Genomic DNA, 18,487 nt, shown 5'->3' on the forward strand with positions numbered 1-18,487 from the left:
AGCCCCTGAATTCAGCCAAATCTCTTGCTGATGCTTATATCTGTACGCTATGCGAACAAAAGCAATAAAAGCGGCAATTCGATGCGCAACGCCGATCCCCCTTGCACCTTTTTGCGCTACCCCTATAACGCAGGACAATTTGGGCGCTTGGGGCTGCCCGACTCGCCTAACGATCTCTGAACGACCTGAGCAAACCGCTCGGGCCTGCCGCTCGCACATAACGAAGGAAGCTTACCCATGCCAAAAAGAACCGACATCCAGTCGATCATGATCATTGGTGCGGGGCCCATTATCATTGGGCAGGCCTGCGAATTCGACTATTCCGGTGCCCAGGCCTGCAAGGCCCTCAAGGAAGAGGGCTACCGGGTTATCCTGGTGAACTCCAACCCGGCCACCATCATGACCGACCCCGGTCTGGCGGATGCCACCTATATCGAACCAATCACCCCCGAAGTGGTTGCAAAGATCATCGAAAAAGAACGCCCCGACGCGCTGCTGCCCACCATGGGCGGCCAGACGGGGCTCAACACCTCGCTGGCGCTGGAAGAAATGGGTGTGCTGGCGGAATTTGGCGTCGAGATGATTGGTGCCACGCGCGACGCCATTGAAATGGCCGAAGACCGTAAACTGTTCCGCGATGCGATGGATCGTCTGGGCATTGAAAACCCCCGCGCCACCATCGTCACCGCCCCCAAGCTGGAAGACGGCAAGGCCGACCTGAATGAAGGTGTGCGCATCGCGTTGGAAACGCTCGAAGATATCGGGTTGCCCGCGATCATCCGCCCCGCCTTTACCATGGGCGGCACCGGCGGTGGCGTGGCCTATAACCGCGAAGACTATGAACATTTCTGCCGCACCGGCATGGATGCCTCGCCGGTCAATCAGATCCTGGTTGATGAGAGCCTGCTGGGCTGGAAAGAATTTGAGATGGAGGTGGTCCGTGACAAGGCGGATAACGCCATCATCGTCTGCGCCATTGAAAACATCGACCCCATGGGCGTGCACACCGGCGATTCGATCACCGTGGCCCCGGCGCTGACGCTGACGGATAAAGAATACCAGATCATGCGGACCCATTCGATCAACGTGCTGCGCGAGATCGGCGTCGAAACCGGCGGCTCCAACGTGCAATGGGCGGTGAACCCCGCCGATGGCCGTATGGTGGTGATTGAGATGAACCCGCGGGTGTCGCGTTCTTCGGCGCTGGCCTCCAAGGCGACCGGCTTCCCGATTGCCAAGATTGCCGCCAAACTGGCTGTGGGCTACACGCTGGACGAACTGGACAATGACATCACCAAGGTCACACCGGCCTCGTTTGAGCCTTCGATCGACTATGTGGTCACCAAGATCCCCAAATTCGCCTTTGAGAAATTCCCCGGCTCCGAACCCTATCTGACCACCGCGATGAAATCCGTGGGCGAAGCCATGTCGATTGGCCGCACCATCCACGAATCGATGCAAAAGGCGCTGGCCTCGATGGAATCGGGCCTCACCGGCTTTGATGAGATCGAAATCCCTGGTCTGACCATCGGCACCTGGGATATTGCCACCGACAAGGCCGCGGTGATCAAGGCGATCAGCCAGCAGACCCCGGACCGGCTGCGCACCATCGCCCAGGCGATGCGCCACGGTCTGAGCAATGATGAAATCCATGGTGTCACCAAATTTGACCCCTGGTTCCTGGATCGTATCCGCGAGATCGTCGAAGCCGAAGCAGAGGTGCGCAGCAACGGTCTGCCAAGCGATGAGAAGGCGCTGCGCCACCTCAAGATGCTTGGCTTTACCGATGCCCGTCTGGCCAACCTGACCAAAGCGAGCGAAAAATCCGTGCGCGATACACGGATTGCCAAAGGCGTGACTGCGGTGTTCAAGCGCATCGACACCTGCGCCGCCGAATTTGAGGCCCAGACCCCTTACATGTATTCCACCTATGAGGCCCCGATGATGGGCGACGTGGAATGTGAGGCGCGGCCCTCGGATCGCAAGAAGGTTGTCATTCTGGGCGGTGGTCCCAACCGGATTGGTCAGGGTATCGAGTTTGACTATTGCTGCTGCCACGCCTGCTACGCGCTGACGGACGCGGGCTATGAAACCATCATGGTCAACTGCAACCCGGAAACAGTTTCAACCGACTATGACACCTCGGATCGGCTGTATTTTGAACCGCTGACCTTTGAGCACGTGATGGAAATCCTGCGGGTTGAACAGGAAAATGGCAGCCTGCATGGCGTCATCGTTCAGTTTGGCGGCCAGACCCCGCTGAAACTGGCCAATGCGCTGGAGCAGGAAGGCATTCCAATCCTCGGCACCTCGCCCGATGCCATCGACCTGGCCGAAGACCGAGAGCGGTTCCAGGAACTGGTCAACAATCTGGGGCTGAAGCAGCCGCATAACGGCATTGCCTCGACAGATGAGCAAGCCCTGGAGATCGCCGAAGAAATCGGCTTCCCGCTGGTGATCCGCCCCTCCTACGTGCTGGGGGGCCGGGCGATGGAAATCGTCCGCGATATGGATCAGCTGCGCCGCTACATCGCCGAGGCCGTGGTGGTTTCCGGCGACAGCCCGGTGCTGCTGGACAGCTATCTCTCTGGCGCGGTTGAACTGGACGTGGATGCGATCTGCGACGGCACCGACGTGCATGTGGCAGGCATCATGCAGCATATCGAGGAGGCCGGCGTGCACTCGGGCGACAGTGCCTGTTCGCTGCCCCCCTACTCCCTGTCCAAGGATCTGATCGAAGAGATCAAGACCCAGACCTATGCGCTGGCCAAGGCGCTGAATGTTGTCGGCCTGATGAACATCCAGTTTGCCATCAAGGACGGTGAGATCTTCCTCATTGAGGTGAACCCACGCGCCAGCCGTACCGTGCCCTTTGTGGCCAAGGCCACCGACAGCGCCATCGCCTCCATTGCGGCGCGGGTGATGGCCGGCGAAAAGCTCACCGCCTTCCCGCACCGTGGCCCATACAAGCCCGATGCCGGCTATGATGTCGACACGCCAATGGCCGACCCGATGACCCTGGCCGATCCTGATATGCCCTGGTTCTCGGTGAAAGAAGCGGTGCTGCCCTTTGCCCGTTTCCCCGGCGTTGACACCATTCTGGGGCCAGAGATGCGCTCGACTGGTGAAGTCATGGGCTGGGACCGCGACTTCCCACGCGCCTTCCTCAAGGCGCAGATGGGAGCCGGCATGGTGCTGCCATCTGAGGGTCGTGCCTTTATCTCGATCAAAGACGACGACAAGGGCGCCCCGATGCTCGAGGCCGCAAATGTGCTGATCGAGCAAGGCTTTACCCTGATGGCCACCAGTGGCACCCACAAATGGCTGGAAGGCCATGGCGTCGCCTGTGATCTTGTCAACAAGGTCTATGAAGGCCGCCCGCATGTGGTGGATCTGCTGAAAGACGGCCATGTGCAGCTGCTCATGAACACCACCGAGGGTGCGCAGGCTGTGGAAGACAGCAAGGAAATGCGCTCCGTCGCGCTTTATGACAAGATCCCCTACTTCACCACCGCCGCAGCCTCGAATGCAGCGGCGCTGGCGATCAAGGCCCAGGCCGAAGGCGATGTGGAAGTGAAGAGCCTACAGGGCTAGTTGACGCATTTTCAAAGCAGAAAACACAAAACCCCGGTTCATTGAGCCGGGGTTTCGGTTTTTGGCAGGTCCCAATCCTCGCCTTCATAGCTTTGTGTAAATCGCGCGCCGTCAAGCGTATGCGTGCAGCAGGGGCACCAGGGCTTCATCTGATCCACCGTAAGCTCGGGATCAAGCAGCGCAAGGCGATTGTCTTCCCCCACAAACAGGCCGCTGAAATAGGTGCTTTACCCCGTGCGCATGTAGCGTTCGCCATCCTCTGGCTGCAGCGCGACAAGCCGAAATATCGGTTCATCCTTGTCCAACCACGCCACCGCTTCGCTATAGATATCGTCCCAGTCCTGCCCAACCTTTGACAGCAAAAACTTATAAAGCGGCGTATGGTCCAATCCGTTGCATTTTTCGCACGCAGCCAAAGATACCAGCGAAGCCCCAAAAAAGGAAACTGCTCCCGCCATTCTTACCTGTGCGAACCATAGTGCATAGAAACAAGAAGGGCTGCGGTCTTCACCGCAGCCCCCAAGATGGTTTTGATAGAGCACAGCCCCATTATGCCGCCAGTGCCAGTGCCGCCTTCCGCTCTCGCTTCTCATCACGGGCAAAGAAGATCAGGTAGAACACCGGCGCAGCCACCAGGGTCAGCACCGTGGCAAAGGCCAGACCGCCCATGATGGTCACCGCCATGGAGACAAAAAAGGCATCCCACAGCAGCGGGATCATCCCCAAAATCGTCGTAACCGCCGCCAGCATGACCGGGCGCAGACGCGACACGGATGCCTCGACGATGGCCTCGCGCAGGGGTTTGCCCGTCTCGCGCACCAGGTCGATTTCTTCGACCAGAACGATGCCATTCTTGATCAGCATCCCCGACAGGCTGAGCAGGCCCAAAAGCGCGGTGAAGGTAAAGGGCAGACCGGTGCCAAGCAGGCCGACAACCACCCCGTTCACAGACATCGGCACCAAGAGCCAAATGATGATCGGCTGGCGCAGCGCGTTGAACAAGAGCACCGAGATCAGCACCATGATCAGCACCGTCACAGGCAGCTGCTTGCCCAGACTTTCATTGGCATCGCCCGAGCTTTCGTGCTCTCCGCCCCATTCCATGGCATAGCCAGGAGGCAGCGGCATTTCTTCAATGCTGGCCTGGATTTCGGAAAAGACCGTGGCGGCGGTCAAATCAACCGGAATATCGGCGCCCACCGTCAGGGTTGGCACCCGGTCGCGACGGTGCAGCAAGGTGTTTTCCAGCTTCAGATCGACGCCATCGATCATTTGTTCGATCGGCAGGAACTTCTGCGCGTTATTGGAATAGACCACCTGATCCATGATGTTATAGGCGCCATCGCGGGGGCGGCGAATGATGATGGGGATCAGCCGGTCCTGTTCGCGAAAGACCCCGGCCTGCAACCCATCGGTTGAAAACAACAGCGTGTCGGCAATGTCTTCGCGGGCGATGCCAGCGGTCTGGGCACGCTCGGTCGCATAGCGCGGAGTCAGTACCAGTTCCTGCTCGCGCCAGTCCTGCCGAGTATTGAGGATATTGGGCGAAGCGGCCTCCAGGCGGCGCTTGGCCTCTTCTCCCAGTTGACGCAGCACCTTTGGGTCCGGACCCGAGAAGCGCACCTGGATGGGATCGCCGCCACCTGGCCCAAAGACAAGCCGCTTGGTCCGGAACTCGCCCTCGGGGAACTGCGCCTGTCCAAAGGCTTCCAGTTCTTGCTGCAGTGGCGGAATATCAGCCAGGCTGGCGGTGCGAATGATCATATGACCATAGCTTGGGTTAGGTTTCTCTGCGTTGTAGGTCAGCATGAAACGGGTGGCACCCTGCCCCACGAAAGTGGTGAAATCCACCACGTCTTCGCGCGTTTTCAGCCAGTCCTCGACCACGGCCAGATGCGCCGAAGTTGTTTCTATCGTGCTGCCCTGCGGCAGTTTGTAGTGCACGAAGAACAGCGGCGTATTGGCATCGGGAAAGAACTGCTGCTTGACGGTGCCAAAGGCGGCAAAGCACACCACCGTCAGGCCAAACAGCCCCACGACCACCAGCCAACGCAGCTTTAGCGAGATCCGCAGCAAGCTACCATAGGCGCGAAACAACAGTCCGCCATAGGCATCCGTGTCGTCGCCATCGCCCTGTTTGAAGAAATAATGCCCCAAGAGCGGCGTCGCGGTCAGCGCCAGAAGCCAGCTCAGCAACAGGGAAATGCCAATCACCGCAAAGAGCGAGAACAGGAATTCACCAGCGGAATCCGGACTTAGCCCAATGCCTGCAAAGGCCATGATGCCAATCACCGTCGCCCCCAGAAGCGGAATCTGCGTCTTGGCGGCCGCATCATGGGCCGCCGCACGGGAATCGCGGCCGCGCTGCATGGAAATCTGCATGCCTTCGGCCACCACAATGGCGTTATCCACCAACATCCCCATGGCGATAATCAGCGCCCCCAGCGAGATCCGCTCCATTTCAATGGAAAACAGGTTCATGAACAAAAGCGTGCCCACCACAGTCAGCAACAGGGTTGTGCCCACAACCACAGCCGCCCGCCAGCCCATGAACAGGGCCAGCACCGCAACCACAATCGCCACCGAGGTCGCAAGATTGACAAGAAAGTCATTGGAAGCCTGATCCACCACCAGATGCTGCTGATAGATCGGCAGCAGCTCTACCCCAAAGGGGATCTGCCGGTCCAGCGCTGCCAGACGATCATCGACCCGTGTGCCCACTTCGACGATATTTTCACTGGCAAGGCCGGCAATGCCAAGGGTGAAGGCTTCGACCCCGTTGAACCGGATCATCAGGTCGGGATTGCTGGTACGGCCACGAAAGACCTTGGCCATATCAACCACATTGATCACCTCGCCCTGGGCGCCAATCGACAGGCCGGCGATTTCCGACACGGTATCTGATCCGGCCGGGGCGCTGATGCGGGTCTCGGACTGTCCGGCATCAAGAAACCCGCCAGAACGTACAGTATTGGAGGTGGCGATAGAACCGGCGATGGCATTGATAGAGATGTTCTGATTGACCGAAATCGCCATATCAGGTTCGACAAAAACCGCCTCTTCCGGCAGGCCGGCAATCTCGACATCCGCGACCCCGTCCACCGCCAGCAGTTCTCGCCGCAAAAAGGTGGCCAGTTCGTGTTTTTCGGCGTCGGTATAGCCCTCGGTGGTAACTGCATAAAACAGGCCAAAGACATCGCCGAAACTGTCGTTCACAAAGGGCTGGGAAACCCCATCGGGCAACCCGCGCGCCGCGTCGCGAATATTGGCCCGCAGATCGGTCCAGATCGCAGGCAATTCACTGCCATCATAGATGTCTTGCATTTCCACTTCGATCAGCGAACTGCCGGGGCGATTGATCGAGGTGATGGTCTTTACCTCGCCCATTTTCTGGATCGCTGATTCCAGTGGCTCAGTCACCTCGCGGGCGACCTGCTCGGCGCTGGCGCCGGGATAGGCAGTGATGATGACCGCCTGTTTGATGGTAAAGGCCGGGTCTTCCAGGCGGCCCAGGTTCAGGAACCCCCATATGCCGCCCAGCAGGGCCACCAGCATAATGATCCAAGTATAAAGTGGCCGATTGATCGAGGCGCGTGCAATATCCATGTTCCGGGCCTCAGCTCGCAAAACCGGCAAACCGGCGGACCGATTGACCGTCGGTCAGCGCATTGCCACCGGTGGCAACGATCTCTTCGCCGCCGTCCAGACCAGAGGAAATGGCGAAATCGCCGTTCTGCGTCGCCTGCAGCTCTACTGCGACCCAGTTGACCACCCCGGTCTCGCCACCCTTGGGGGAAAAGACCATGACGCCAACTTCGCCCGCCGCAGAGGTCACAATCGCAGTGCCCGGCACCAGGATGCCCCGCTCGCCGGTGTCCACCTTGATCCGCACCGAGGCCGAGGCCCCCGGCAGGATTTCTCGCCCCTCTGGCGGGGTCATACGAAAGGTCACCCGGAAGGTCTGGCCGATATTGCTGGCTTCGGCCTTGAATTCAAGGATCTCCAGAGGAAATTCCTCGTCGCTGCCGGGAAAGCGCGCGGTGGTCGAAACGTCGTCGCCACGATCCGCCCGCTGGAACAGGATCTCTGGCACGTCGACTTCGATATGCAGCACCGACATGTCATGCAGGCGCACAATCGGCACCCCGGCAGATACGGTGGTGAAATTCTCAACTTCGCGGGTGGAAACCAACGCCTCGAACGGGGCGTTCAAGGTGGCATGACGCAGTTCATACTCGGCATTGCGCAGCGCCACCCGTGCCAGCCCCGCCTGGGTTGTGGCATCTTCGATCGACACCGCGCTTACCGTACCTTTCAGCCGCTCCAGCCGGTGAACCGTCCGATCCGCCTGTTCCTTTTGCAGCCGCGCCTGTTCCAGGTTAAGTTCAAAGGGTTCCAGATCAAGCTGCGCAATCAATTGCCCCTTGGGCACGATATAGCCTTCGGCCACCGGGAAGCGCATCACCTGGCCAGGCACCTGAAAGGCCAGATCAACCGTCTGCTGGGCGGCCACCTGGCCAAAGAACTGCCGTTCCAGCAACCGGGTGCCCGACTGGGTTGTCAGCAGTTTCACCGGTTTGAGCACCTCTTCCGCCTGTGCCGGCACCGCCAGGGCCAGCCCAGATATTGCCACACTGGAAACCGCCAGGGCAGTACCTGTCAAAACCGGCACCATCGCCACGGCTAATTTTTGCAATAGCTGCATCTTCTACCTTTCTGTGCCAAGCAGCTGGTCACCAGCGCCTAGAATGTTCTCTTGTATCTTGTCGGAAAGTTCCGCGAATTGGCCTATCTCATCCGGAGTCAGCCCGCTGATCTGGCGCAGGGTCCGCCCGGCGCGATCCTCTAGAGCGCTGCGCATCAGGCGCCCCTTTTCGGTCAGTTGCAGCTGCAGGGCACGCCGATCCTGCGGATCACGCTGGCGCTGCGCCAGCCCCTCTTGTTCCAGCCGGTCCGCCGCCAGGGTCACGCTGGAGGGCACCAGCAAGAGCGTTTTTGCCAGCTCTCCCATACGGCGCGGGCAATCGAGCTGCATCAGCAGATAGCACTCCATGCGGCCAAGCCCGGCACCAAGCCCCTGCTGTTCAAAGGCCTCTTCCATCCGCAGATGCAAGGCCAGGACGCCCCGCAGCGCCCGCATTTCCGGCGTCAGCATCACCTTGGCAGGCTGACTGGGTTGATCCGCGCGCGACACGGCAGGCCCGCTGGCAGCACCAGCCCCTGAAGGCAGAGAGGATTTTGGTGAGGACGGTGACATCTGGCTCCAGGCGGCAAAGAAGTGATTCCCTCTGACATACTTCAGCCAATGAACCTTTCATGTGATGAAGTTCACACTTCTTTGTTCGGCGCCCTTCTTTGTGCGCCCCCTTCGCGGAACCTGTCGTAAACCTTGACCTTTGGCACAAAAAAGCGGCACAACTGCGGGGTTTCATCCCCATAGGTCCAAAGCCATGTACACAGCCGCCATCACCGGCACCGGGGTTTTCACCCCCTCGCAAGTCATCACCAATGCCGAACTGGTTGAGGCCTTCAATGCCTATGCCGACCGGATCAACGCCGAAAACGCCGAGGCCATTGCCGCAGGCGACGTTGAACCGCTGCAGCATTCCTCGGAGGAGTTCATCTTCAAGGCCTCTGGGATCGAACAGCGCTATGTCATGGACAAGACCGGGGTGCTTAACCCGGATATCATGTATCCACAGCTGCGCCAGCGCGACGACGGTGAGCCGGGCATCCTAGCCGAAATGGCACTGGACGCAGCCCAAAAGGCGCTGGCCCAGGCGGGCAAGACCGCTGAAGATGTCGATCTGGTGATCTGCGCCGCCTCTAACCTAGAGCGCGCCTATCCGGCAGTTGCGATTGAAATCCAGGATCTTCTGGGGATCAAGGGCTTTGCCTTTGACATGAATGTCGCCTGTTCTTCGGCCACTTTTGGCATTCAGACTGCCGCCGATATGATCCGCTCTGGCAGCATTCGTTCGGCCCTGGTTGTGAACCCCGAAATCTGTTCCGGCCATCTGGAATGGCGCGATCGCGATTGCCATTTTATCTTTGGCGATGTGGCAACAGCAACCCTGCTGGAGCGGATCGAAGACGCCAAGGGCGATCATTTTGAGGTGATTTCAACCCGCTGTGCCACTGAATTTTCCAACAACATCCGCAACAACAACGGTTTCCTGCGGCGCTCTCGCCCTGATGGGGTGAAAGACCGGCGCGATATGCAGTTCATGCAAAACGGGCGCAAGGTCTTCAAGGAAGTGCTGCCAATGGTCAGCCAGCACATCGCCGCCCATATGGCGGATGAAGGCATTCAGAGCGACGCGCTAAAGCGGCTGTGGTTGCATCAAGCCAATAAGTCCATGAATGATTTCATCGGCAAAAAGGCCCTTGGCCGCACCCCACAGCCGGGGGAACAACCCAATATCCTGCAGGACTATGCCAATACCTCTTCTGCCGGGTCGATCATTGCCTTTGCCAAATATTCGCAAGATCTGGCCGAGGGCGATCTGGGGCTGATCTGTTCGTTTGGCGCGGGCTATTCCGTGGGATCGGTTCTGCTGCGGCGCCACCACGCCAGCTAAGCAGGCAGGCCGATACAGAAGAAGGCAGCCGAGGCCCCGCAATCAAAGCGGTCTGGCCTTGGCCTAGCCCCTGGCCCACCCTTTTGCGCTAGGCGCTTTCTTCTTCCAGATGCAGCTTCATATCCAACAGGACATGCTGCAACAGCACCGTTTCCCGCAACAGCCGCTTGGCTTCATTCACGGTGATAATACCGTCTTCGATTGCCGTCTGGTATTCGCTCATCAAAAAGGCAAACCGCTGGCTGAGCGCGATAACATCCGCGTTGACCCCGCCATTGCGACCCGCACCGCCTTCGGCATTGCCGCCACTTCTGCTTTCGTAAGACAGGGTGATATTCTTCAGATCCGCAAGCGCAGAGGTCACATGCGGATAAGAGGATTCTTTCTCCAGCTTGGCCACCGCATCCACCGGCATAAAACGATCAGCGTGTTCTGCGTTGTCTGAATAATACCGCCCCAAAGTTGCCTTGGATTTTCCGGTGATCTGGCAGGCCGCCTCAATCCCGACATCCTTTACCAGGGCCTCTGTATGCTTTTTCAGATAGGTACCAATCTCTGCCATTAACTCTCACCAGCTATGCCGCGCCAAAAGGGGAAGGTCGGGAAAAATTTCCCATAAGGGTGTTGTAAAGTATTTGTTATTCTTGCGCCATCCCTAAGGTTTTCAGGGATTTAGAGAGTGACGGAGGATATATTTCAGCCTCCATTTTATTGCGAAGTCGGCTTTGTGAGTGGGCTGTCTTCGAGAGAAAATGCATTTTCCCATGCTTTGAGATGGGCAAACTTTTCAAACAGGTACCCTTCCTGCCTGCCCGGTCACATTTGCCGGGCCTCCCCTTTCAGGCCATCACCTGCGAAGGATCGGGAAGGGTACGATTTGCTCTATCCCCGTACGCGGCCTCGGAGGATTGCCATTTTCCCTCTAGATTTAAGGGGATGCGCGTTGACCGCGCAATTCCACGGCTTGGCGGATCGCCAGAAGAGAACCATCAGCCGCGCTTACAACCGGGGGGCATTTCTGTCGTTCCGGCACCGCCACCGGCAGCTCTGCCCCTTGCCCAGCCCCGCTCTGGCGCGATATGGGAGCGCCATGGCAAAGCTCTATTTCAATTACTCAACCATGAACGCGGGAAAGTCGGCGGTTCTCTTGCAGGCCTCGCATAACTACCGTGAAAACAACATGGACACCTATCTGCTGACCGCGCAGATCGACACCCGTGAAGGCGCCGGAAGAATCGCTTCGCGCATTGGCATCAGCGCAGCTGCCGATACCTTCGCGCCGGACGATGATCTTTTTACCAAGATCAGCACCCGTCTGGCCCAGGGAAAACTGGCCAGCATTTTTGTTGATGAGGCCCAGTTCCTGACCCCTGATCAGGTCTGGCAGCTGGCCAATGTCGTGGATGATCTCGGCGTACCGGTGCTGTGCTACGGGCTGCGGGTGGATTTTCAAGGCCAGCTGTTTCCCGGCTCTGCCAGTCTCTTGGCGCTGGCCGATGAAATGCGCGAGGTCCGCACGATTTGCCACTGCGGGAAAAAGGCCACCATGGTGATCCGCCAGGATGGGACAGGCCGCGCCATCACCAAGGGCGATCAGGTGCAGATCGGCGGCAACGAAAGCTATGTTTCACTGTGCCGCCGCCACTGGCGCGCCGCCATGCGGGCGGGCGATTGACCTAACCGCTCTCGCCCCTCCCCTGTTCCGCCCCTGTTTACCCAGGGGCCGGGTTCAGGCCAAATTTGGCGGCGTGTCACCGGCAAGCCCTGCGGCAAGGTTGTCCAGCGCCATATGGCCCATGGCGCTGCGCACCTCCTCGGTGGCGGTGCCCAGATGCGGCAGGAGCGTCACGTTATCCAAATCCCGCAGCGCCTGCGGCACCTCGGGTTCGAATTCATAGACATCAAGCCCCGCGCCTGCGATACCTCCCGCTTGCAGGGCGGCAATCAGCGCCGCCTGGTCGACCACCTCGCCGCGTGCGATATTGACCAGATGCGCCGTTGGCTGCATCGCCGCCAGCACCGCTGTATCGACAAGATGCCGCGTTTCAGCCCCACCCGGCACCGCCACCACCAGGAAATCCACCGCTGCGGCCATCTGTGTAAGGTCGGGCATCCGCACTGCGGCAAAATCCAGATCCTTGTCGCTGCGCGCGATGTAGGAAACCTGCATACCAAAGCCAAAGTGGCAGCGCCGGGCAATCGCGGCGCCAATCCGGCCCATCCCGACAACACCCAGTTTTTTGCCGGTCACATGCTGGCCCAGCATCTGGGTCGGATGCCAGCCGGACCAGTCGCCACTGCGCACCAGCCGTTCCCCCGCGCCTGCCCGGCGCGCCGACATCAGGATCAGTGTCAGGGCAATATCCGCCGTGGCATCGGTGACGGCACCGGGCGTGTTGCTCACCTGCACCCCATGGGCATGTGCAGCGGCCACATCGATATGATTGATCCCAACGCCAAAATTGGCCAAAAGCTTGCAGCGTGGGTTTGCCACTTCGGCAAAGACACTAGCATCAAAGGTATCGCCCAGCGTTGGCATCACCAGATCATAGTCCCGCAATGCGGCCGTCATCTCTTGCCGGGACATAACGCGGGTGTCAGCGCGAATATCAACATCAAACTCGGCCCGCGCGCGGGCCTCGACTGCGGCGGTCATCGGGCGTGTAATCAACAGCTTCATCGTCAATGCATCCTTCCCCCCAGCGGAACCGGCCCGTCGGGGCCAACCAGGCGGATTTCTCCGTCGTCATCCGGCAGCCCCAGCACCAACACCTCTGACATGAATTTCCCGATCTGACGCGGCGGGAAATTCACCACCGCCAGCACCTGTTTGCCAATCAGCGTTTCCGGCGTGTAATGCGCCGTCACCTGGGCAGAGGTCTTTTTCTCGCCGATCTCAGCGCCAAAATCGATCCAGATCTTGATCGCCGGTTTGCGCGCCTCTGGATAGGGCTCCGCGCGGATCACCTCTCCGACGCGAATATCCACCTTCAGGAAGTCATCAAAATCAAGATCAGCCACGCGACAGCTCCTTTGATCGGTTGGCCGCCGCCGCAACGGCGCGTTTCAACAGATCGGGAAAGCCGCCCTCTTCCTGCATAAGAACCTCTAGCGCCGCCTGGGTGGTGCCATTGGGGCTGGTTACATTCACCCGCAGCTGGCTGGGGCTTTCCTCGGCGGCCTTGGCCAATGCCCCGGCCCCGGCCACAGTGGCCTTGGCCAGTTTCATCGCCATGTCAGCCGGCAGGCCCTGGGCCTCTCCGGCGGCAGCCAGCGTTTCGATCAGGTGGAACACATAGGCCGGACCAGAGCCGCTGACCCCGGTGACTGCATCCATCTGGGCCTCGGACTCCAGGCGCAGGGCCTCGCCAATTGCGGACAGCAGCTCTTCGGTCACGTCAAGATCGGCGGCAGAGGCGCGCCGATTGCCAACCAGTGCCGTGATGCCCTGGCCAATGGCGGCAGGGGTGTTGGGCATGGCGCGCACAATCGGCGTCTGATCGCCCAGGATCTCTTCGAAACTGGCAATTGACGTGCCTGCCGCAACCGACACAAACAGCGTCTTGCCATTGCCCAGCGCCTGCAATTTTGGCAATGCCGCGCCCATCATCTGGGGCTTTACCGCCACCAGCACCAAAGCTGGTTCTCCGGGCAGGTCTTGATTGATATGCACCCCAGTGCCCTGCAACCACTCTGACGGGTGTGGGTCCAGCACCCAGACCGAGCTTGCAGGCAATCCGCCCTCCAGCCAACCTGCCAGCATAGCCGAGCCCATTTTGCCGCAGCCCAGCAGAACCAGCCCGCCGGTTTCAATCTGTGATATGGTCATCTGTTCATCTTCCCAAGTCAATCGCGCGTCACGTACCGGCCAATGCACAAAATGTCAGGGGTTCAGCCGACCGCGCCAAACGGCGCCCGCCGCACAAGTTTCCAAAAATACCCTAGAACGGCAGGATCTTATGCCCGGCCGTAGGTCTCTGCAATGGCGACCTGAATAGCATCTTTGGGGGATCTGTCAGCCCAGGTGGTCAGCTGGATCGCCGGATAGTAGCGCTCGCAGCTGGACACTGCCGCATGGATCATCGCGTCGATCTGCTCGGGGCTGGCCGATTGCCCGCCCGCCAGAACCAGCCCATAGCGATAGAGCATCACCTTGTGATCCGCCCAATAGGTGAAACCGCCTGCCCAGCACTGATCATTCATCAGATTGATCAACTCATACAGCTGCGGAATCATCGCGGTGGGTGGTTCCATCTCAAAGCTGCAAATCAGCCGCAGCGTTTCTTCATAACCTGACCAGGCAAGGGTCAGCGAATAGGTGCGCCACTGGCCTTCGACGGCCATGGCGATCTGATCGTCGCCAATGCGGTCAAAATCCCAATCATGATGCGCAGCAAGGTTTTCGACGATGTCAATCGGGTGTGCCTCGTCGTCCAGAAGATATTCGGAAAGGGCCATAGTCTCACCTCTCGGGTCTCTAACCGCTGGGGCACTGCATGCCCGCTACAGCTAGGTTTCTGGTCTACAGAACGAGGAGCATCCCCGCCTCTATACCATATATGGTGGCAAGAGGGAGTGATCCTGGCAACCCTTTATCTGGGGATATCTGCAATAAGTTGTGGACGAAAGCGCTTCAGCCGCAAAATATTGCATACTAGGCCGCCTCGCACCTTCCACGGCCTGGCCATGAACAGGACCGGCACCCCCGGCACAGCAACAGGCCGCGAAAGCATAAATCGACGGGAAGGCCGCGCGGGTACTGCCCAGCGCAACAGAGGGTGAGGGTAGCAGAGAGACACAGATCCCGTGCCCCCTTGCCCCCAAACAGCGGCGCAGAGGCACGGGCGAGGACAGCCAAGCTAGCGCCCTGAAAAATCGACGCAGGCAGGATGGAATGGGTCAACCACGTCAGGCGCAGGCACAGCACGCCATCACGTTGCGCCATACAGCACAGCGGACGAAAAGCACCCGGCAAACAGCGCCAGGCAGATCAGCCTCACTTAGCCCTTGGCCTCAAGCGCCTCCAGGCGCAACTTCAGGGCCTCGTTTTCTTCGCGTGCCTTTTGCGCCATGGCGCGCACCGCATCAAATTCTTCGCGGGTGACAAAATCGTGGTCGGCCAACCAACGATCCATCAGCCCCTTCATCGCGGTATCTGCTTCGTCCTTTGCACCCTGGGCCACGCCCATCGCATTGGTCATCAGCTGGGAAATATCATCCATGATCTTGTTGCGGCTCTGCATCATCTTCTCCGTATCGCTCTCCCCCCCTATATGGGGTGCAAAGGGTCATCGGCAAGCCGTTGACTTCCCTTCACGACCAGAGGCATTCAGGACCACATGCAGGCCATGATCCCATTCCCCGATATTTCGCCCGAGATTTTCTCGATTTCCCTGTTTGGCATGGAGTTTGCCCTGCGTTGGTACGCCCTAGCCTATATTGTTGGCATCGTGATTGCCTGGCGCCTGGCGGTCGCTGCGCTGAAAACGCAGCGCCTTTGGCCCGCGCAAACCCCACCAATGCAGCCCCAGCAGGTCGAAGATTTGATGACCTGGATCATTCTTGGGGTGATTCTCGGGGGGCGGCTTGGCTTTGTGCTGTTCTACCAGCCGGGCTACTATCTCAGCCATCCGATGGAAATTCTGCGCATCTGGCAGGGCGGCATGGCCTTTCACGGCGGCCTGCTTGGGGTGATTGTCGCGACCTGGGCCTATGCCGCACGCCACGGGATCGCCAAGATACAGATGGCCGATCTGGTCGCCTATACGGTGCCGACGGGGTTGCTGCTAGGGCGACTGGCCAATTTCATCAACGCCGAGCTATGGGGCCGCCCCACCGAGCTGCCCTGGGGCGTGGTCTTCCCGGGGGATGCGGCGCAAAGCTGCGGACAGGCCCTGGGCGCGCTCTGCGCCCGTCATCCATCGCAGCTCTATGAAGCGCTGCTGGAGGGGCTGGTGCTGGGCGGCCTGCTAATCTGGCTGGTCTGGCGGCGTCAGGCATTCTTGCGCCCAGGTCTGGCCCTGGGCCTGTTCCTGGCGGGATATGGCGCGGCGCGCTTCCTGGTAGAGTTCTTTCGCCAGCCCGATGCGCATTTTGTCAGCCCGGGCAACCCGCTGGGACTGGCCTGGCAGCTGGGCGGTTATGGTCTGACGATGGGGCAAATCCTGTCGCTGCCGATGATTGCGCTGGGGCTGTACTTTGCGCTGCGAGCTCGGCCCGTGGTGGGTGCCCCGGCATGACATCGCTGCTGGATCAGCTGGCCGCCCGTATCCGCAGCGACGGTCCGATCAGCCTGGCTGATTATATGGCAGACTGCCTGCTGCATCCGGAACATGGCTATTACACCCGCCAGCAACCCTTTGGCACGACAGGGGATTTCACCACTGCGCCAGAGATCAGCCAGATGTTTGGCGAACTCATCGGCCTGTCTCTGGCGCAAAGCTGGCTGGATCAGGGCGCCCCCAAGGTCTTTACCCTGGCCGAACTGGGCCCCGGACGCGGCACCCTGATGGCGGATCTGTTGCGCGCCACCCGCGCCGTGCCCGGCTTTCACACCGCGCTGCGCCTGCATCTGATTGAGGCCTCGCCAAGCCTGCGCCGCACCCAGGCCGAGACCCTGCAAGGCTATGAGGTCACCTGGGCCGACAGCATAGAGGCGCTGCCGCAGCAGCCGCTGTTCCTGGTGGCCAATGAATTTTTTGATGCCCTTCCCATCCGCCAGTTTGTCCGCGATGGGGATGGCTGGCGCGAACGCTGCGTTGGCCTGGCCGAGGGCGCGCTGTGCTTCGGGCTTGGCCCTGCAGCACCACAGCCCGCGCTGGAACACCGCCTGGCCGATACCAAATCCGACGATCTGGTAGAGCTATGCCCCGCAAGCCCCCCCATCACGGCCAGCCTGGCCCAGCGCATTGCCCAGCATGGCGGCGCTGCGCTGATCATCGACTATGGCGACTGGCGTTCTTTGGGTGACACGCTACAGGCGTTGAAATCGCATGCACCAGTGGATCCTCTGCTTGTGCCAGGGACTGCCGACCTGACCGCGCATGTGGATTTTGAAGTGCTGTGCAGCGTGGCGACCGGTGCGGGCTGCAGCCACAGCAGGGTCACACCGCAGGGGGTCTTTCTGGAGCGGCTTGGCATAACCGAACGCGCCCGCGCCCTGGCGAACCGACTGGAGGGCGCCGCGCTCGACAGCCTGGTTGCCGCACATCGACGGTTGACGCACCCGGATGAAATGGGAAACCTGTTCAAAGTTCTGGGGATCACCCCCGCCACGACCTCATTACCACCTGGATTGATCTCATGACGCTGGAAATTCTGACCTCTGATCTACTGGACGGTGTTCATCACGGGTTCTTCACCCGTCGCGGTGGTGCCTCTACCGGCGTGTTCAAGGGGTTGAACTGCGGCTTCGGCTCTAGCGATCAGCGTGATGCGGTAACGCTGAATCGCGCGCGCGTGGCCAAGGCCATGCAGGTGGCACCTACGGCGCTGGTTGGGGTGCATCAGGTGCATTCCGCCGATGTGGCGGTGATCACCGCCCCCACCACCGACCGCCCGCGCGCCGATGCCATGGTGACCAAAACGCCCGGCATCGCCCTTGGGATTCTGACCGCCGACTGCCAGCCCGTGCTGTTTGCCGATGCCGAGGCAGGGGTCATTGGTGCCGCCCATGCAGGGTGGCGCGGCGCATTGGACGGCGTGCTGGAGGCTACGTTGAACGCGATGGAAGACCTCGGCGCTGATCGCAGCAAGACCCATGCAGTGATCGGCCCGTCCATTTCGCAACGCGCCTATGAGGTGGGACCGGAGTTCTACGAAGACTTCCTGCAGCAAGACCCGGATCACGCCCGTTTCTTTGCCAATGGTACGGCGGGGCGCTATCAGTTCGACCTGCCCGGCCTGGGGCTGCACCTGCTGCGCACCGCAGGCATTGGTCAGGTCGAATGGACCCGCCATTGTACCTATAGCGATGCGGATATGTTTTATTCCTACCGACGCACCACCCACGCGGGGGAAGCCGACTACGGAAGGTTAATTTCCTGCATCGCCCTATAGGGTCGAAATCAGGGCAGCGCCGCACAGGTTTGGCCCGATTTCGCCGCAGATGACACCCGGATCGCAAAAACGTAAAAAAATAAAATTAAATATCAATATCTTAACCGCGAAATATCCGAACACAGTGCCGCAGCCCGAGGTAACTCTGCGCTTGGGAATTTCCATGGGCCAGCCATATTCATGACGCAATGATTACCGATAGTAAGCTGAAACAAGCCTTGGGTCACACCGAGGCCTACAGCTGGGAGTTGCAA

General features: G+C 59.8%; 16 protein-coding genes. 6 read left to right on the forward strand and 10 right to left on the reverse strand.

The features are described 5' to 3' along the window. Positions 1–237: 237 nt before the first annotated feature. Positions 238–3,594, forward strand: coding sequence for a carbamoyl-phosphate synthase large subunit (gene carB / locus ACN0VH_RS13275; protein WP_278923024.1), 3,357 nt, complete (start codon positions 238–240; stop codon positions 3,592–3,594). A gap of 227 nt (positions 3,595–3,821) precedes the next feature. On the opposite strand, the gene ACN0VH_RS13280 is transcribed toward carB, so the two are convergent. The 4 genes from ACN0VH_RS13280 to ACN0VH_RS13295 form a co-directional block, all read right to left on the reverse strand. After that, positions 3,822–3,983: a hypothetical protein gene (locus ACN0VH_RS13280; protein ID WP_417700851.1), complete on the reverse strand. Its 162-nt coding sequence runs from the start codon at positions 3,981–3,983 to the stop codon at positions 3,822–3,824. A gap of 160 nt (positions 3,984–4,143) precedes the next feature. Next, positions 4,144–7,200, reverse strand: a complete 3,057-nt coding sequence (locus ACN0VH_RS13285) for an efflux RND transporter permease subunit (RefSeq protein ID WP_278923026.1) — start codon at positions 7,198–7,200, stop codon at positions 4,144–4,146. A 10-nt stretch (positions 7,201–7,210) separates the two neighbouring features. Further along, on the reverse strand, positions 7,211–8,269 hold the full coding sequence (locus ACN0VH_RS13290; protein WP_278923135.1) for an efflux RND transporter periplasmic adaptor subunit: 1,059 nt from the start codon (positions 8,267–8,269) through the stop codon (positions 7,211–7,213). Between the two features lie 33 nt (positions 8,270–8,302). Next, a complete protein-coding gene (locus ACN0VH_RS13295; RefSeq protein ID WP_417700852.1) occupies positions 8,303–8,851 on the reverse strand; it encodes a MarR family winged helix-turn-helix transcriptional regulator in 549 nt (182 codons plus the stop codon). Between the two features lie 193 nt (positions 8,852–9,044). Between ACN0VH_RS13295 and ACN0VH_RS13300 the strand changes: the two genes are divergently transcribed. Beyond that, the gene (locus ACN0VH_RS13300; protein WP_417700853.1) at positions 9,045–10,175 is read left to right on the forward strand and encodes a beta-ketoacyl-ACP synthase III; all 1,131 of its coding nucleotides are present in this window, start codon (positions 9,045–9,047) and stop codon (positions 10,173–10,175) included. 88 nt (positions 10,176–10,263) lie between these two features. On the opposite strand, the gene ACN0VH_RS13305 is transcribed toward ACN0VH_RS13300, so the two are convergent. Further along, positions 10,264–10,737 (reverse strand): hypothetical protein, encoded by a 474-nt coding sequence (locus tag ACN0VH_RS13305; protein ID WP_232405157.1) that lies wholly within the window; start codon positions 10,735–10,737, stop codon positions 10,264–10,266. A gap of 528 nt (positions 10,738–11,265) precedes the next feature. On the opposite strand from ACN0VH_RS13305, the gene ACN0VH_RS13310 reads away from it, so the two are divergent. Next, positions 11,266–11,850 (forward strand): thymidine kinase, encoded by a 585-nt coding sequence (locus ACN0VH_RS13310; protein ID WP_278923029.1) that lies wholly within the window; start codon positions 11,266–11,268, stop codon positions 11,848–11,850. 54 nt (positions 11,851–11,904) lie between these two features. On the opposite strand, the gene ACN0VH_RS13315 is transcribed toward ACN0VH_RS13310, so the two are convergent. The 5 genes from ACN0VH_RS13315 to ACN0VH_RS13335 form a co-directional block, all read right to left on the reverse strand. Further along, positions 11,905–12,855, reverse strand: a complete 951-nt coding sequence (locus tag ACN0VH_RS13315) for a 2-hydroxyacid dehydrogenase (RefSeq protein WP_417700854.1) — start codon at positions 12,853–12,855, stop codon at positions 11,905–11,907. Between the two features lie 2 nt (positions 12,856–12,857). Further along, positions 12,858–13,196, reverse strand: coding sequence for a tRNA-binding protein (locus tag ACN0VH_RS13320; protein ID WP_278923031.1), 339 nt, complete (start codon positions 13,194–13,196; stop codon positions 12,858–12,860). Next, positions 13,189–14,004 (reverse strand): pyrroline-5-carboxylate reductase, encoded by an 816-nt coding sequence (gene proC / locus ACN0VH_RS13325; RefSeq protein WP_417700855.1) that lies wholly within the window; start codon positions 14,002–14,004, stop codon positions 13,189–13,191. The genes ACN0VH_RS13320 and proC overlap by 8 nt, the downstream gene beginning before the upstream one ends. A 128-nt stretch (positions 14,005–14,132) precedes the next feature. Beyond that, entirely contained in the window at positions 14,133–14,633 is a 501-nt protein-coding gene (locus ACN0VH_RS13330; RefSeq protein ID WP_278923033.1) for a type III secretion system chaperone family protein, read from the reverse strand. A 542-nt stretch (positions 14,634–15,175) separates the two neighbouring features. Continuing rightward, positions 15,176–15,418, reverse strand: coding sequence for an accessory factor UbiK family protein (locus ACN0VH_RS13335; protein WP_278923034.1), 243 nt, complete (start codon positions 15,416–15,418; stop codon positions 15,176–15,178). 96 nt (positions 15,419–15,514) lie between these two features. Here ACN0VH_RS13335 and lgt point away from each other — a divergent pair, with 96 nt between their 5' ends. From lgt to pgeF, 3 genes are read left to right on the forward strand one after another with little or no spacing between them, the layout of a single operon-like run. Then, positions 15,515–16,414, forward strand: coding sequence for a prolipoprotein diacylglyceryl transferase (gene lgt / locus ACN0VH_RS13340; RefSeq protein WP_278923035.1), 900 nt, complete (start codon positions 15,515–15,517; stop codon positions 16,412–16,414). Next, on the forward strand, positions 16,411–17,481 hold the full coding sequence (locus ACN0VH_RS13345; protein WP_417700856.1) for a class I SAM-dependent methyltransferase: 1,071 nt from the start codon (positions 16,411–16,413) through the stop codon (positions 17,479–17,481). Before lgt ends, ACN0VH_RS13345 begins: the two co-directional genes overlap by 4 nt. Beyond that, positions 17,478–18,233, forward strand: coding sequence for a peptidoglycan editing factor PgeF (gene pgeF, locus ACN0VH_RS13350; RefSeq protein ID WP_278923037.1), 756 nt, complete (start codon positions 17,478–17,480; stop codon positions 18,231–18,233). The genes ACN0VH_RS13345 and pgeF overlap by 4 nt, the downstream gene beginning before the upstream one ends. Positions 18,234–18,487: the final 254 nt, after the last annotated feature.

The sequence above is a fragment of the Pseudophaeobacter sp. genome (genome assembly GCF_048267565.1).
GTDB classification, from domain to species: domain Bacteria; phylum Pseudomonadota; class Alphaproteobacteria; order Rhodobacterales; family Rhodobacteraceae; genus Pseudophaeobacter; species Pseudophaeobacter profundi.